Origin of the sequence: Paracoccus pacificus (genome assembly GCF_042680785.1) — a bacterium.
Lineage (GTDB): Bacteria > Pseudomonadota > Alphaproteobacteria > Rhodobacterales > Rhodobacteraceae > Paracoccus > Paracoccus pacificus.
Window position 1 is genome coordinate 495,352 of record NZ_JBHUEN010000043.1, and the last position, 13,934, is coordinate 509,285.

A 13,934-nucleotide genomic window follows, 5' to 3' on the forward strand; every position below is an offset into this window, starting at 1 on the left:
GGAGAGCGTGCGATGCTGACGAATGACGAACTGGCGAAATGGGACCGCGAAAGCTTTTTCCACCCGTCGACCAATCTTGGCCAGTTCGCCCGGGGTGAAGGTCCGCAGCGCATCATTCAGGGCGGCGACGGCGTGTTCATCACCGACCGCGACGGTAACCGCCTGCTCGACGGGTTCGCCGGGCTTTACTGCGTCAACGTGGGCTATGGCCGCCCCGAAATCGCCGAGGCGATCGCCGATCAGGCGCAAGAGCTGGCCTATTACCACGCCTATGCCGGTCATGGATCCGAGGCGAATATCACCCTGGCCAAGATGGTGATGGACCGCGCGCCCAAGGGCATGGCCCGGGTCTATTTCGGGCTGGGCGGATCGGACGCCAATGAAACGAACATCAAGCTGGTCTGGTATTACAACAATATCCTTGGCCGGCCCGAAAAGAAAAAGATCATCAGCCGCTGGCGGGGCTATCACGGGTCGGGCCTGATGACCGGCAGCCTGACCGGGCTGGAACTGTTTCACAAGAAATTCGACCTGCCGCTGTCGCAGGTGATCCATACCGAGGCGCCCTATTACTATCGCCGCCCCGATCCGGCGATGAGCGAGGCCGATTTCACCGCCCATTGCGTCGCAAGGCTCGAGGCGCTGATCGCCGCCGAAGGTGCGGACACGATTGCCGCCTTCATCGGCGAGCCGGTGCTTGGCACCGGCGGGATCGTGCCGCCGCCGGCCGGATACTGGCCGGCAATTCAGGCCGTGCTGGACCGTCACGACATTCTCATGATCGCCGATGAGGTGGTGACCGGCTTTGGCCGTCTGGGCGCGATGTTCGGCAGTGACCCCTATGGCATAAGGCCCGATCTGATCACCTGCGCCAAGGGGCTGACCTCGGCCTATGCGCCGCTGTCGGCCAGCATCGTCGGGCAGCGTGTCTGGGACGGGCTGATGCGCGGCACCGATGAAAACGGCGTGTTCGGCCATGGCTGGACCTATTCCGCCCATCCGATCGGCGCCGCAGCCGGTATCGCCAACCTGAAGCTGATCGACGATCTGGGTCTTGTGAAGAATGCGGCCGAGGTCGGCGCCTATCTGAACCGGGCCATGCAGGATGCGGTTGGCGATCACCCGAACGTCGGCGAGGTGCGCGGCGCTGGCATGCTTTGCGCGGTCGAGCTTGTCGCCGACCGCGACAGCCGGCGGTTCTTTGACGCGGCCGAGGGCAGGGGCGCCAAGGTCGTCGCCGCCATGCTTGGACGCGGGGTCATCGCGCGCGCCATGCCGCAGGGCGACATCATCGGCCTTGCCCCGCCCCTGTGCCTGACCCGGGCCGAGGCGGATCAGATCGTCGCGGCGACACGGGACGCGATCGCCGAGGTGCTGGGATAACCCGCCACCCCCGGCGACCGCCGGCGATCAGTCCTTGCCGATCATCACATCGCTGGCCTTGACCACGGCATAGGCGGTCTCGCCCTGTTTCAGGGCCAGTTCATCCACCGCCTCATTGGTGATCGCGGCGGTGATGGGGGTGCCGCCGACGTCAAGCACGACATGGCTGGTCACCGCGCCACGGGTGATCGAGGCGACGGTTCCCTTGATGCGATTGCGGGCGCTGATTTTCATGGCGGATTCCTTTTCCTTGCAAACCGACCGACGGGTCTGTCCGAAGGTTATAGCGAAGCGATCCGCGACGTACAGCCGTCGGCCTTTCGTTCCCGGAACCGCTCGTCGATCCGCGACCGGCGCGCCATCCAAGGCGACCACGATCATCGGCGGCGAATAGGGGCGGCCGTGGTGTATGGCCGGACGCCGGACGGGTTCCCGAACCGGGGCCGTTCCGCAACGCCGTCCCCGCGCGTAAACCGAGCGAGGCGCAGGCCATCGGCGGCGATACCGGCTGATCCATCCGACATTGGGTTGGTGGATGACAGCGGGTTTCCTACTGCGCCTGACCACCGATCCGGCCAGTGGGACGCAGGGTGGCGCGAACTCCAGGCGGCTACCCCACGCGCGTTTACAGGCGCGAAAAGTCGACGGGCGCCGGTCGCGGAGGAATGCAATGCCGGGGAAAACTCAGCCGCCGCAGAACCGCGCCAGCCGCGCCATCCCGTCCTCGATCGTCGCTTCCGCGCCCGAGAATGACAGACGGATAAAGCCGCCCATATGCGGGCCGAAGGCGATGCCCGGCACTACCGCCAGCCCCTCGGCGCTGAACAGCCGTTCGGCGAACACGGTCCCCGACATGCCGGTCGCGCCGACATCGGCGAAACAGAACATGCCCCCGCCCGGTCGGGCAAAGCGGATCGGCGCGATGGCGGAAAGCCGGTCGCACATCAGGTCGCGCCGCTTGCGCAACTCATCGGCGAAAAAGGCCATCTCGGCATCGCCCGGCGGTTCCAGCGCGACGGCGGCGGCGTCCTGAACGAAGGTGGGAGAGCCGAACAGCATGCATTGGGCAAGGTTTTGCAGATGCGCCGCCGCCTCCGGCGGCGCAAGCGTCCAGCCCACCCGCCAGCCGGTCATCGCATGGGATTTCGACAGGCTGTTCACGATGATCGTGCGCTCGCGCCCGCCGGGCAGGGCGGCGGGGGAAAGGAACGCGCCGTCAAAGACGGTGCTGCGATAGACCTCGTCGCTGATGATCCACAGGTTGAAGCGCCGCGCGACCTGAACCACGGTCTGAACGTCCCGAGGTTCCAGCACATAGCCGCCGGGATTATTGGGCGAGTTCAGCAGGATCGCGCGGGTGCGATCAGTGATCGCCTCGACCAGCAGGGTTTCGGTGATCTTCACGGGCGCATCCAGCGCCGGGCGCACCGGCTTTGCGATCGCCCCGCCGGCGCGGATCGTGGCCTCATAGGTGGCATACCACGGTTCAAGGAACAGCACCTCCTCGCCCGGGCCCGCCACGGTCATGATCGCCGCGAAAAGCGCGTTCTGCGCGCCGCCGAAAACCACCGCCTCGTCGCCGGTCCAGTGCTGCCCGTCAAAGCGGCCTTGCGCGGCGGCGATGTTGCGACGCAGGTCCGAGGTGCCCGGAACCGGCGCGTAATGGGTGCGGCCCGCGCGCAGGCTGCGGATCGCCGCGTCCGAGATGCGTTCGGGCGTGTCAAAGGATGTATCGCCAAGACACAGGCTGACCACATCGTCGCCCCGTTCCAGCGCCCCGGCCGCCGCATCGGCGACGGCCCAGCCGGCCGCGCCCTCACCGGCGACCGCCTGTGTATGGATCGAAAAACCGGGCCGCTTGCCGCTGCCCGGATCCTGCGGCGAACCGTCTGCCATCGTCCCCTCCTGCGGTTTCGTTGCGGCGAAGCGCTTCATGCTGTCCCGACCTGCACATAGATGCTTTTCGTGGACAGGAAGCCGTCAAGCTGTTCCGGGCCCATATCCTTGCCAAAGCCCGAGGCGCCGAGACCGCCAAAGGGCATCGCCGGGTCGATCAGCCCATGCGCGTTGATATAGACATTCCCGGCCCGCAGTCGTCGCGACAGCCGGATGGTTTCATCGACATCGCCGGAATAGACCGCCGCGGCCAGACCGAAGTCGCCGGAATTCGCGCGGGCGACGGCCTCGTCCAGCGTGGTGAAGGCGCTGATCCCCAGCACCGGGCCAAAGATTTCCTCGCGAAAGACGCGCATGGTTTCGGCGCATTCATCGAAGATCGTCGGGCGCAGGATGCCGTCATCGCGCCGCGTGCCGGTCCCCGGCTCTCCGGTGACCAGCTTCGCGCCCTCGGAATGGGCGCTGGCGATATGGTCCAGCACGCGGTCGCGATGCGCGCCCGAGATCAGCGGCGTGATCCGGGCCGCTGGGTCCAGCCCGGGCCCCAGCGTCAGCGCCTCGGCCCCGGCGCGCAACCGCTCGACCAGCGCGTCGTGAACGCCGTCCTGCACATAGACGCGCGAGCCGGCATCGCAGACCTGGCCCGAGTTCAGGAAGATGCCCGCCAGAATCGCCTCGGCCGCACGGCCCAGATCGGCGCGATCGGTGACGATGACCGGCGACTTGCCGCCCAGTTCCAGCGTCAGCCGCTTCATCGTATCCAGCGCGGTCTTGCCGACCGCCTTGCCGACCGGGGTCGAGCCGGTGAAGCTTAGCTTGTCGACGCCGGGATGGGCGGCAAGCGCCTGACCGATGACGTGGCCAAGGCCGTTGACGACGTTGATGACGCCATCGGGAAAGCCGACCTCGCTGGCCAGTTGCGCCAGCCGCATCGCCGAAAGCGGGGTCAGTTCGGACGGCTTGCAGACCACCGTGCAGCCGCAGGCAAGCGCCGCCGCCAGTTTCCACGCCAGCGTCTGAAGCGGAAAGTTCCACGGCACGATGGCCGCGACGACGCCCACCGGTTCCTTGACCGTATAGGTCAGCGTCTCGCCCGGCAGCGCCACCGCCCCGGCGGTGCGACCGTCCAGCTTGCTGCTCCAGCCGGCAAAATAACGGAAATTCGCCACCGCGCCCGGCACGTCGATGGCGCGCGCGTCCGAGATGGACTTGCCCACGTCGATCGCTTCCAGATGGGCAAGAAATTCGGCATCGGCCTCAAGCGTGTCGGCCAGCCGCAGGATCAGCCTTTGCCGTTCCAGCGCCGGCATCCGGCCCCACGGTCCTTCAAGCGCCCCCCGGGCCGCGCGGACGGCGCGGTCGGCATCGGCGGCGGTTCCGTTGACAAGGCCGGTCAGACGGCGGCGGGTGAAGGGCTCGACCAGATCCAGTTCGGCGCCCGCGACGGCGGTTTCGCGACCGTCGATGAAATGTCCGATGGGCCGGCTGACGAAGGCGACGACCTCGGGCGGGACCGAGAAGGTCTTGAAATAGCTGTCGATCGCCTGATCCATCGGCATGTTTTCCCTTCTGGGCGGCGCGCGGCCGCGCTTTTTGCGTTCAGTGCAGGATCTGGTCCAAAAACAGTTTCGTACGTTCATGGGCGGGGTTCCCGAAGAACCGGTCCGGCGCGTTCACCTCGACGATCTCGCCCCGGTCCATGAAGATCACCCGGTCCGCGACCTGACGGGCGAAGCCCATCTCATGGGTGACGCAGATCATGGTCATGCCTTCTTCAGCAAGCGTGACCATCGTATCCAGCACTTCCTTGACCATTTCCGGGTCAAGCGCCGATGTCGGCTCGTCGAACAGCATGATCTTCGGCTTCATGCACAAGGCCCGCGCGATCGCCACCCGCTGCTGCTGGCCGCCGGAAAGCTGCCCGGGATATTTCCGCGCCTGATCGGGAATGCGGACCCGGGTCAGAAAATGCATGGCGATTTCCTCGGCCTTGGCGCGCGACAGCTTGCGCACCCGCATTGGTGCCAGCACGCAGTTTTCAAGGATGGTCAGGTGCGGAAACAGGTTGAAATGCTGGAACACCATGCCGACTTCGCGGCGCACTTCGTCGATCTTCTTCATCTCGCCGGTCAGTTCGACACCGTCCACGATGATCTGGCCGGACTGATGCTCCTCCAGCCGGTTGATGCAGCGGATCATGGTCGACTTGCCCGAGCCGGAGGGCCCGCAGACGACGATCCGCTCGCCGCTGTTGACGGACAGGTTGATGTTCTTCAGCGCGTGATAGGTGCCATACCATTTGTTAAGGCCGGTGATGCGGATCGCCTCGGTCGCGGGTCGCGGCATTTCCACGACATTCGCGCCGGTTGCGGCCTCTGCCGAAAGGTTCATGGTCATTCCCGTCCTCCCCGACAGGTCGCCCGTGCTGTCGCGAGGATTTCCGCCCCCGCTGCCGGGTCTGTTCTGTTCGCAGCATTATGCGCAATATATTGCACAGTCAAGTGTGCCGGGGGCGGAAGGGGTCAGGAGATGGTATTCCTGAAGAATTTCACGTCCTTGTCGGTGTGGTTGACGAAGGCATGGGGCCGGGCCGAGCTGTAGACGGCGAACCCGCCGGGCGCGTAATCCTTGGACGCGCCGGCCAGTTCCAGCGTCAGCACGCCTTCGGTCACCACGATCATGTCGTGCCAGCCCTGCGGATCGGGTTCGGCCTCGTATCGCTCGCCCGGTCCCAGGGTCCAACTCCATAATTCGGCCTGACTTGTGGCGGGAACTGCGGCCATCAGCACCGACATGCTTTGCGGGTTGGTGCCGCGCCATGTCACGGCGTTGATGTTCTCGCGCGTGTCGCGGGACGGATCGCGCACCAGTTCCACGAACGGCACGCCGATGGCCGCCGCCAGCTTGTCGAGGCTGGAGACGCTGATGTTGGCGTCACCACCTTCGACCGCCACGATCATGCGCCGGCTGACGCCCGAGACCTTTGCCAGCGCGCTTTGATTCAGCCCGGCGGCAGCACGCAGCCGGCGCAGGTTGTCCGCCACATGCGCCAACACATCCACATCCTCTTGACTGCGCAATATATTGCCCATAAACTTCCTTTTACGTCGTAAAGTCACGCGTCATCAACAGCAATCCAAACCTTTGGGCCGCCGTATCACCCGCGGGACCCATGGATGGAATATTGCCGACTGCCCGGGGGTCTGATGCCACAGGAAGCGACAATGCTCAACAAAGCGGCAAGCGCTCGCATCGGCGGTCGCAGGCGGGTCCCGAGGGCGCGCCGGGGGCTTCGCGCGGCAGATCGGCCCGAACAACAAGAACAACAAGAACAACAATAACCCATAATCCAACGAAGGGAGCTTCCATGTACAAGACAGCCACCGCGCTTATGCTGGTCATGCTGACCACCGCCGCCGGCGCCGAGGAGATACGGATCGGCAGCAGCGCCGATTACCCGCCGTGGGAATCCGTCGACGCCGCGGGCCAGATCGTCGGCTTCGACAAGGATTTCGGCGACGAGGTGTGCAAGCGGATCGCGGCCGATTGCGTCTGGCAGAACCAGTCTTTCGACGGGTTGCTGCCGGGCTTGCAGATCGGCCGGTTCGATGCCGTCATCTCGGCCGTTTCGATCACCGACGAGCGCGCGCAGAAGGTCGATTTCTCGACCGCCTATGCCGATGCGCCAAATGCCTTCGTGGTTCCGGCGGGAAGCGCCGCCGCCGGGGCAACCTCGGTCGCCGACCTGAAAACCCAGTTGGGCAGCGCCACCGTCGGCGTTCAGACCGGCACCACCCATGAACAGGCGCTGCGGGCGAATTTTCCCGATGCGACGCTGAAGATCTATGACCGGACCGATCAGATCGCCGACGATCTTGTGGCCGGGCGCCTTGATGCCGGGCTGATGGAGCGTGCCTCGTGGGAGCCGCTGGTCGCGGAACGCGGCGCCGACAAGCTGGTCTATGCCGGTCCGCTGCTGAGCAGCGCCGATTTCGTCGAACTGGGTCAGGGGCAGGGCATCGCCCTTGGCAAGGGCAAGGACGATCTGAAGAAAAGGATCGACGACGCGATCACCGCCATGCGCGCCGACGGCTCGATCAAGGCGATGTCCGAGAAGTGGTTCGGCTACGACATCTCGAAGCAGTAACCGGGTGATGACAGGGCGCGGCCGCAGGGGGCGCGCCTTGCCGTTTCGGGATCGCTTGGCCGACCGGCCGTGGCTTCGATATGCCCGGCGGTTCTTTCGCGGATCCCGGCTTTTCCCATCCTTTCGACGCGGGCCATGCGCCGCAGCACAGGAAAGGTCCGGCTGAATGCAGCAGGTCATTCAATATTTCCCCCAACTGGCGGCCGGGCTTGGCGTGACCATGATGGTCGCGCTTGGCAGCTTCGCCATCGGCCTGATGGCGGCTTTGATCCTTGCGCCGCTGGCCATATTCGGCCCCCGCTGGCTAAGGCTGGCCATCGCCGGCTATGTCGGGCTGATCCGGGGTCTGCCGGAGTTGTTGATCATCTTCCTGATCTTCTATGGCGGCACCGTCCTTCTGACCGGCGTTGCCGGCCGCTATGTCGAGGTTGACGCGCTGACCGCCGGGATCGCCGCGCTCAGCACCGTTTCGGCGGCCTATCTGACCGAGATCCTGCGCGGCGCGCTGCTGAGCGTTCCGCAAGGCCAGTGGGAGGCCGCGATGGCGCTTGGTCTTCGGCGCCCGCGCGTGTTCCGGCTGGTGATCCTGCCGCAGATGATGCGGCGTGCGCTGCCCGGGCTTGGCAATCAATGGCTGATCTGCCTCAAGGACAGCGCGCTGGTCTCGGTCGTCGGGCTGGAGGAGCTGATGCGCAAATCCGTCATCGCCGCCGGGGCCACGCATGAGCCGCTGGCCTTCTATCTGACCGCCGGGGGGCTTTATGTGGCCGTCACCGCGGTATCGACGCTGATGCTGGGCGCCTACGGGCGCCAGCTTGCCCCGGCGGGAAGGTAGAACCATGTCACCCGATCTTTTCCAGCCCGCTTTCGATGCCGTCGGCTCCGGGGTCTGGCTGACCATCCTTATCACCGTCGCCAGCTTTGTGCTGGGCCAGATCGTCGCGCTGCCCTTGGCGCTGGCGTTGATATCGCCGCGCCGCTGGCTGTGGTTTCCGGCCTCGGTCTATACGTTCCTGCTGCGCGGCAGCCCGCTGCTGGTCCAGCTGTTCATCGTCTACTACGGGCTGGCCCAGATCGAGGCGGTCCGCGACAGTTTCCTGTGGCCGGTGCTGCGCAACGCGCTTTACTGCGCGATCCTGACCATCGGGCTGAACTCGGCCGCCTATTCGGCGGAAATCATCGCCGGCGGCATCCGCGCGCTGCCGAAAGGCCAGTGGGAGGCCGGCCACGCGCTTGGCCTTCACCGGGCCTCGCTGCTGGCGCGGGTGATCCTGCCGCAGGCCTATCGGTCGATCCTGCCGACCATCGGCAATGAGTTCATTCTGGTGCTGAAAAGCTCGACACTGGCCAGCGTGGTCACGGTGATGGAAATGACCGGCGCCGCGCGCGTCTTTGTGGCGCGCAGCTATGCGCCGTTCGAGACCTTCTTCATCGCCGGGATCATCTATCTGCTGATGGGGGCGGCGATCGGCTGGCTGTTCAAGCGGATCGAGCGGCGCGTGGCGATCCCCGGCCGCTGATCCCCGCCGTCGCCTGCCCACAGACGTAACGGCACCCGCAAGGCTTTGCGGGCAGGTTTCAGGCGCATATGCTTCGGGGGGCGATAGCCACCGGCGCCGGTTTTGGCGCTTCCCGGGAAAGGTCCGATTGGCGGGTGCCCACGGACGGGACGCTTGTCGATGACGCGATTTCGGTATGCGCCCGATTGCATCGACGATAAATCAGGTCCTCCTGACGTATCGGGATGCAAGCGGCATTGATCGTGCCAATGAACCAGCTTCGGCGTAGCCGGTCGCGGGCGCGACACATCTGCCCCGCCATTGCCGCATCGGTCGCGACTATGATGGCCGCCGCCCCCCGCGCGGCGCGTCGTGTTCGCCCGGCACTGGGGTAATGCAGGGCAAGGAATCGGCGCCAAGGAGGTATACCGTGGCGATCAACCGCCCCGTGGCGGGATCGGGCGGATCAGGGGTCCGCCACATGTGGCGAACCATCGTCGGCGATGGCGCACCTCGCGCGGCGCAAGTTGCGGCCCTCGGTTTCGCCACGGGCTGATGGCGGGGCATCAGCGCCCCGCGCCACAAAAAAGGTGGCCCCCCGACGGCGGCCACCCCGGTCAGATCGCCGAGCGCCCGGGCATCGCGCGGCATGCGCGACCGGGCCCGGATCGGTCAGATGTCGTAATGCCAGACCTTGGAAACGATCCGCCATTCGCCGTCCAGAAGCACAAAGGTCAGGTCGTCCACGAAGCGTTTCGGTAGATAGACATCGCGCACGCGGACATGCGCCGTGGTCGGGCTGCCGACCGAGATCAAGATCACCTCGTCCTGCCGCGTATCGCCCTTGTCGCGGGGCGAGGGGCGGTTGCCGACAAGCTCCATATAGGCATCGACGTTCAGCGCGGTCAGCTTGCCATCGGTGGCCGAATAAAGCTGCGCCTGCGGATGGAACACCCGCCGGAAGCCCGCCACGTCGCCGGTATAAAGCGCGTCCAGATAGGTCTGGGTCGCGGCGCGGACCCGATCGGCGGCGGTTTCGGTTGTGCCGTTCATGCCTGTCCCCTTATGCCGCGCCGCGTTCATATTCCGCGTCCGCCAGGTCCAGCCCGTGATCCAGCGCCGCGAGCAGCCCGTCCAGTTCCTCGTCCGAGATGATATAGGATGGCGCGAGGAACAGCGAGGTCTGCTCGCCGCTGGTGCCGATGATCGCGCCGGCCTCGATCGCGCGGGCGGCGACGCGGGACGCGATCGGCGATTCGACCGTATCGGCATACCAGTTGCGCCAGTCGGGCCCGTGCAATTCCACGGTCCAGTGCAGGCCGAAGCCGTCGACACGGGCGACGCTGGGATGCTTGCGGGCGATTTCCATCAGCCCGGCGCGCATCCGCTGCTCCAGCACCTGAACGCGACGGATCAGGGCGCCATCGGCCATCACCGACAGATAGGCGCGGATCGCCGCCACCGCGCTCGGGTGGGCGCGGAAGGTGCTGTAGGTCTGCCAGCTTTTGTCCTTCATCTCGTCGACGATATCCTTGGACATGACCACCGCGCCCGCCGGGGCCGAGCCGCCGGCCAGCGATTTGCCCAGCGTGACGATATCCGGCCGGCTCTCGCCGCCCTGAAAGGCAAACCAGCGGCCGCTGCGGCCAAGCCCCGTCACCACCTCGTCGGCGATCCACAGCGAGCCCGCATTGCGCGCGGCCGCGGCCACGTAATCCTGATATTCCGGGTCGTAATAGATGCCGCCCTGGGTATAGTCGATGATCGTCGCCGCGACCCCGGCCAGCTTTTCCTCGGTTCCTTTCATGCGCTCGGCCAGCGGCCGGTTGTCGGTCGAGCCGCCATATTGCGCACCACTGGGCGCCGGGATGATCTGGACCGGGACCTGCTGGGGAACCGGCTTGCTGCCGCCGCCCCGGATCGCCAGACCGCCATGCCAATGCGGTTGCACGGTCATCTGGCGGGCAAGGCCGGCCATGCCGTGATAGGCGCGCTCGCGCGTGGCGAGTTCCTTGCGCCCGGTCAGCGCCTGCGAGAAGGTCAGGGCCAGATCGTTCGCCTCGCTGCCGCTGAGGAAAAAGCGCACCGCGCCGACCCAGCCCTTTTCCTCGCCGAATGCGATGTTGATCAGATCCTCGGCGGCCGCTTCGCGCTCGGCCCAGAACCAGCCCTCGTTGATGACCGGGTTCGAGGCGGCCTTTTTCATCGCCTCGACCATGACCGGGTGCTTGTGGCCCAAAGGGCCGCCGGTGTTGCTGCCGTCGATCAGGCGGCGGCCATCGTCGAGGATGAAATAGACCCCTTCGCCATCCACCACCTTGATCACCGGGTCCTTGCCCGCGTTCAGTCCGGTTTGCAGCAATCTGCTCATGTCATGTCTCCTTCCAGCGTCGGTTGAATGGGTCAGCGGGCGGCGGCGATGCCGCAGACCTCGGTGATGGTGCGGGTCCAGATGCGGCAGGCCTCGATCAGGTCTGCGACAAGGATGTGTTCGTCCGGCGTATGTGCCCATTTCTCGTTGCCCGGGCCAAGCCCCACGGTAGGGATGCCCGCGGCGCACATGAAGGTGCCGTTGACGCCAAAGCGCCACGAGGCCACGCCGTCATCCCGGCCGGTCACGGCCTCGCGTCCGCGCAGCGCGGCCAGCACGACCGGGCTGTCGGGCGCGACCCACATCAGCGGATAATGGGTGACGACATTCAGGTCATAGCGGAAATCGGGATTGCCGGCCGCGATCCCGTCTAGGATGTCGCGCAACTCGGCTTCGCATGATTCCGCCGTTTCACCCCGCACATAGCGGCGGTCGACGCGGATCACGCAGCGGTCGGGCACGACGGCGGTGCCGTTATCGGGCGCCGATTTCATCGATATAAGCGTAACCGTGGCCGGACCCAGCACATCGTCGCCGCGCATCCTTGTGGCATAGTCCTGCAAGGCGGTCAGGAAGGGCGCGGCCTCGAACACCGCGTTGATGCCGTTATCCGGTTCGGACGCGTGCGAGGTGCGGCCGTGGACGGTGATCTCCACGTCGATCTTGCCGCGATGGCCGATATGGACGTGGCCGCGGCTGGATTCGGTGTTCAGGCCGAAATCCGCGCGCACGCCCCGCGCGATCACCGAGGGCACGCCAAGGGGCGAATCGACCTCTTCCCCGATATCGGCGACAAAGACGACATCACCCTGAAGCTGCACCCCCGCCTTGCGGATCGCGGCGATGGCATAGGCGCTGGCCATGACGTTGCACTTCATGTCGCAGGTTCCGCGCCCATAGATCGCGGTCCCGGTTTCGCCCCAGCGGGCGGCATCGACCAGATCGCCGCTGAACGGGTCCTGCATGTCGCCGGTCGGCACGTGGTCGATATGCCCGTTCACCATCAGCGAGGGGCCGTTGCCCGTGCCGCGCAGCACACCGATCACGTTGCCGTTCGCGTCGATTTCGACCGTGTCGAAGCCCAGATCCTGCAGATGCCGGGCAAAGATCCGGGCGACAGGGCCCTCTTCAAAGGACAGGCTGGGGGTGCGCACGACCTCCTGACAGGCGGCGACCATCGCTTCGGTGTCGAGCGCATCGTCGATTGCGGCGAAAACAGTCTGGGTGTTCATCTTCTGCGCGTCCCTGTCCTTCACATTCGTGCCCTTCATATCCGTATCGCGTCGGAGCAATCTTTTGAAATGCCGGCCCGGAGCCGGGCCGGCGCTGGGGTCAGCGCGCCTTCTCGACCGCCTTGGCCATGACGCAGAGAATTTCGAACATCATGTTCGCGGCGGTGACGCAGGTGATGCCGGTCGGGTCATAGCAGGGCGCGACCTCGCTGATATCGGCGCCGATCAGATCCTTGCCCTGAAGCGAGCGGATGATGACCTGCAGATCGCGCGGCAGCAGGCCGCCGATTTCGGGAACGGCGGTGCCGGGCGCATAGGCCGGGTCGATGCTGTCGATGTCGAGCGAGATATAGAACGGCCCGTCGCCCAGCACGGCCCCGATCTTCTCGATCACCGCCGCGCGGCCCATATCCTCGTAATCGTCCTGGGTGATGACGGTATAGCCGTTGTCATAGCCGAACTGCACATCGTCATCGCCGAAGCGGCTTCCGCGCAGGCCAAGCTGGACGACGCGCTTCGGGTCGATCAGCTTTTCCTCATAAGCGCGGCGCATGAATGTGGCGTGGTTGACCTTGGTGCCGCACATCGTGTCCAGAACATCGGCATGGGCGTCGATATGCAGCATCCCCACCGGCCGGTCGGCGGCGAGCGCCCGCAGGATCGGGGTCGGAATGGTATGGTCGCCGCCGATCGCGATGGGACGGATGCCGGCGGCCTTCACGGCCTCGAAATAGGCCTGAATCTGGTCGATCGATTCATCCTTGTTCAGCGGGTTGATCGGCGCGTCGCCGATATCGGCCACGGTCGCGATGTCATAGGGCCGGATGCCGCTGACCGGATGGATGCGGCGGATGATCCGCGATGCCTCGCGCACGCCGGCCGGCCCCTGACGCGGCCCGGAGCGGTAGTTCAGCCCCAGATCGAACGGCACCCCGCACAGGCCGATGTCGATGCCTTTCTGGATGTCGTGGCGCCGGGTGCGCAGGAAGGTCGCGACATCGGCGAAACGGGGGGTGACGGCGGCGTCAACGGGTTGGAAATCGTTCTTGTCGAGCATGTTATCTCCTGAGGATCGTCTATAAGGGTTAATCAGTGGCCGGCGCCGGTCATCCGCTCGGTCCGGCGTCGCAGCAGTTCGACCGCGGTCAGCAGCAAAAGCGACGTCATCAGAAGGATCGTCGCCATCGCCAGAATGGTCGGGCTGATCTGTTCGCGAATGCCCGCCCACATCTGCCGCGGCGCGGTGCGCTGGTCGTAATCGGCAAGGAAGATGACCGTCACCACCTCGTCGAAAGAGGTCGCGAAAGCGAAGACCCCGACCCCGACGGCCCCAGCATGCTGGGGAACTCACCCTCTTTCACGTGCAAATTCAGATTGTCGACGACCGAAATCTTGCCGTCACAGGT

Annotated in this window: 13 protein-coding genes and 1 pseudogene; 4 read left to right on the plus strand and 10 right to left on the minus strand. The window is 65.7% G+C overall.

Annotation, left to right across the window (positions count from 1 at the left end; translation table 11 throughout):
* Nucleotides 1-12: 12 nt before the first annotated feature.
* Nucleotides 13-1,383: an aspartate aminotransferase family protein gene (locus ACFSCT_RS14875; protein WP_379143984.1), complete on the plus strand. Its 1,371-nt coding sequence runs from the start codon at nt 13-15 to the stop codon at nt 1,381-1,383.
* Nucleotides 1,384-1,410: 27 nt separating this feature from the next.
* On the opposite strand, the gene ACFSCT_RS14880 is transcribed toward ACFSCT_RS14875, so the two are convergent.
* The 5 genes from ACFSCT_RS14880 to ACFSCT_RS14900 all read right to left on the minus strand — a co-directional run bounded on the left by ACFSCT_RS14880 (nt 1,411) and on the right by ACFSCT_RS14900 (nt 6,371).
* Nucleotides 1,411-1,617 (minus strand): TOBE domain-containing protein, encoded by a 207-nt coding sequence (locus ACFSCT_RS14880; protein ID WP_379143987.1) that lies wholly within the window; start codon nt 1,615-1,617, stop codon nt 1,411-1,413.
* Between the two features lie 450 nt (nt 1,618-2,067).
* Complete coding sequence (locus ACFSCT_RS14885; protein ID WP_379143990.1) at nt 2,068-3,279, minus strand: pyridoxal phosphate-dependent aminotransferase; 1,212 nt, start codon at nt 3,277-3,279, stop codon at nt 2,068-2,070.
* A gap of 35 nt (nt 3,280-3,314) precedes the next feature.
* A complete protein-coding gene (locus ACFSCT_RS14890; RefSeq protein WP_379143991.1) occupies nt 3,315-4,838 on the minus strand; it encodes an aldehyde dehydrogenase family protein in 1,524 nt (507 codons plus the stop codon).
* A gap of 40 nt (nt 4,839-4,878) precedes the next feature.
* The gene (locus tag ACFSCT_RS14895) at nt 4,879-5,625 is read right to left on the minus strand and encodes an amino acid ABC transporter ATP-binding protein (RefSeq protein ID WP_379144402.1); all 747 of its coding nucleotides are present in this window, start codon (nt 5,623-5,625) and stop codon (nt 4,879-4,881) included.
* 176 nt (nt 5,626-5,801) lie between these two features.
* Nucleotides 5,802-6,371, minus strand: coding sequence for a helix-turn-helix domain-containing protein (locus tag ACFSCT_RS14900; protein WP_379143992.1), 570 nt, complete (start codon nt 6,369-6,371; stop codon nt 5,802-5,804).
* 275 nt (nt 6,372-6,646) lie between these two features.
* On the opposite strand from ACFSCT_RS14900, the gene ACFSCT_RS14905 reads away from it, so the two are divergent.
* The 3 genes from ACFSCT_RS14905 (at nt 6,647) to ACFSCT_RS14915 (ending at nt 8,946) form a co-directional block, all read left to right on the plus strand.
* A complete protein-coding gene (locus ACFSCT_RS14905) occupies nt 6,647-7,426 on the plus strand; it encodes a transporter substrate-binding domain-containing protein (RefSeq protein ID WP_379143994.1) in 780 nt (259 codons plus the stop codon).
* A gap of 166 nt (nt 7,427-7,592) precedes the next feature.
* Nucleotides 7,593-8,261: an ABC transporter permease gene (locus ACFSCT_RS14910; protein ID WP_379143995.1), complete on the plus strand. Its 669-nt coding sequence runs from the start codon at nt 7,593-7,595 to the stop codon at nt 8,259-8,261.
* Between the two features lie 4 nt (nt 8,262-8,265).
* Nucleotides 8,266-8,946 (plus strand): ABC transporter permease, encoded by a 681-nt coding sequence (locus tag ACFSCT_RS14915; protein ID WP_379143998.1) that lies wholly within the window; start codon nt 8,266-8,268, stop codon nt 8,944-8,946.
* A 651-nt stretch (nt 8,947-9,597) separates the two neighbouring features.
* Here the strand turns inward: ACFSCT_RS14915 and ACFSCT_RS14920 are convergent.
* From ACFSCT_RS14920 to ACFSCT_RS14940, 5 genes and pseudogenes are all read right to left on the minus strand, one after another.
* A complete protein-coding gene (locus ACFSCT_RS14920) occupies nt 9,598-9,978 on the minus strand; it encodes a nuclear transport factor 2 family protein (protein ID WP_379144000.1) in 381 nt (126 codons plus the stop codon).
* A 10-nt stretch (nt 9,979-9,988) separates the two neighbouring features.
* On the minus strand, nt 9,989-11,296 hold the full coding sequence (locus ACFSCT_RS14925) for a class-III pyridoxal-phosphate-dependent aminotransferase (protein WP_379144001.1): 1,308 nt from the start codon (nt 11,294-11,296) through the stop codon (nt 9,989-9,991).
* A 32-nt stretch (nt 11,297-11,328) separates the two neighbouring features.
* A complete protein-coding gene (locus ACFSCT_RS14930) occupies nt 11,329-12,528 on the minus strand; it encodes a M20 family metallopeptidase (RefSeq protein WP_379144003.1) in 1,200 nt (399 codons plus the stop codon).
* Between the two features lie 100 nt (nt 12,529-12,628).
* On the minus strand, nt 12,629-13,585 hold the full coding sequence (gene speB / locus ACFSCT_RS14935) for an agmatinase (RefSeq protein WP_379144005.1): 957 nt from the start codon (nt 13,583-13,585) through the stop codon (nt 12,629-12,631).
* Nucleotides 13,586-13,617: 32 nt separating this feature from the next.
* Nucleotides 13,618-13,842 (minus strand): annotated as a pseudogene (locus ACFSCT_RS14940) (ABC transporter permease); the annotation flags it as partial.
* Between the last annotated feature and the right edge of the window lie 92 nt (nt 13,843-13,934).